2 protein-coding genes and 1 tRNA gene are annotated in these 1500 nt (G+C 66.9%); 1 reads left to right on the plus strand and 2 read right to left on the minus strand.

Translation table 11 applies throughout. The features are described 5' to 3' along the window. Window positions 1-23 precede the first annotated feature (23 nt). Window positions 24-98, minus strand: a tRNA-Val gene (locus tag ACFWI9_RS25190). Between the two features lie 99 nt (window positions 99-197). Further along, entirely contained in the window at window positions 198-689 is a 492-nt protein-coding gene (locus ACFWI9_RS25195) for a TIGR02611 family protein (protein ID WP_387165327.1), read from the minus strand. A gap of 190 nt (window positions 690-879) precedes the next feature. On the opposite strand from ACFWI9_RS25195, the gene ACFWI9_RS25200 reads away from it, so the two are divergent. Then, window positions 880-1293: an SsgA family sporulation/cell division regulator gene (locus ACFWI9_RS25200; protein ID WP_003959770.1), complete on the plus strand. Its 414-nt coding sequence runs from the start codon at window positions 880-882 to the stop codon at window positions 1291-1293. Window positions 1294-1500 lie beyond the last annotated feature (207 nt).

Raw genomic sequence — 1500 nt, forward strand, 5'->3', positions numbered from 1 at the left:
GTCTCCGGGGCCTCCGATCCGGGTGGTGGGCGATACTGGGTTCGAACCAGTGACCTCTTCGGTGTGAACGAAGCGCTCTCCCACTGAGCTAATCGCCCCGGCGCATCGCAAACATTACCCCATGTCAGCGGCGCTCCCTGACCATCCCGATGATCGTCGCGCGTTCACTCGCCAGCCCCGGTCGTCACTGCCTGTGACTACTCGGCAATCTTCCACGGCATGGCGAACCCGAACTTCCAGAAGTAGACGCCGGCCAGCACGCCGATGATCACCAGGCCGACGGTCGTGAGGATGATGTTCCGCCGGCGCACTTTGGGGTCCAGGGCCCGCTGGGCCGCCTCGGTGACCTTGCGCTTCGTCCAGCGCAGCACCAGCTGGGCCCAGACGAACTCGGTCGCCCAGATCGCCATACCGGCGAAGATCACCAGCCAGCCGGGGCCAGGCAGGGGCAACATGATCACGCCCGCCCCGACGACGGCGAGGCCGATGATGAACACGCCGACCTGCCAGCTCAGATGCAGCGTACGGCGCGCCTTCACGAATTCCGGCGCCCGGGACCCGAGAGGCGGCTCGGCGGCCTGCTCGCCACCCAACGGATCACCCGCCGCCGCAATGGCCACGTCCCCCGTGCCGGGCTCGGGAACCACAGCCGCGCCACCCTTCACCCGCTCGTCACTCTCCGCATTCATAAGGCCCAAAGTACCTGACTGGAACCCCCATCGGGAATGACCGCCAAGTCGGAGATGACACTCCTCCGTACGGGGTACTCGGAGGATCACAAAACGGACAGAGGGGTTTACAACGGCACCGTAGGTGGCATGTCGATTTCGCCGACGTGCGAATCCCCGAGCGCACACTGAGCGAAAGGCCCTGGCGCTTATGAACACCACGGTCAGCTGCGAGCTGCACCTGCGCCTCGTTGTATCGAGCGAGTCCTCACTGCCTGTACCCGCGGGCCTGCGGTATGACACGGCCGATCCTTATGCCGTGCACGCCACCTTCCATACCGGAGCCGAAGAGACGGTCGAATGGGTGTTCGCCCGCGATCTCCTCGCCGAGGGTCTGCACCGGCCCACCGGCACCGGTGACGTCCGAGTCTGGCCATCGCGCAGCCACGGCCAGGGAGTCGTCTGCATCGCGCTGAGCTCTCCGGAGGGCGAGGCCCTCCTGGAGGCGCCCGCGCGGGCCCTGGAGTCCTTCCTCAAGCGCACCGACGCGGCGGTGCCGCCGGGCACCGAGCACCGTCATTTCGATCTTGACACCGAGCTGTCGCACATCCTGGCCGAGAGCTGACCCAGGGCCGGGAACCACGCGGCGCCGTCCGACTCGGGGAGACGGCGCCGCGCCAAGGTCGTAGGGCGCGTGGCACGCCATGGCGTCGTCACAGTGGGATCACCCGCGGGTGCAACCGCAATTGGCGGGGTTGGCGTGACGGGAAATGGAGAGCCAATTCGCGGTCCGACGCCCGCAGGAACCAGGGTGCGAGAAAGTGTTTATGCC

Source organism: Streptomyces sp. NPDC127084 (genome assembly GCF_042724175.1).
Lineage (GTDB): Bacteria > Actinomycetota > Actinomycetes > Streptomycetales > Streptomycetaceae > Streptomyces.

Coding starts and splice junctions, on each gene's coding strand:
- ACFWI9_RS25195 (WP_387165327.1), bottom strand. CDS start 689: ATGAATGCGGAGAGTGACGAGCGGGTGAAGGGTGGCGCGGCTGTGGTT.
- ACFWI9_RS25200 (WP_003959770.1), top strand. CDS start 880: ATGAACACCACGGTCAGCTGCGAGCTGCACCTGCGCCTCGTTGTATCG.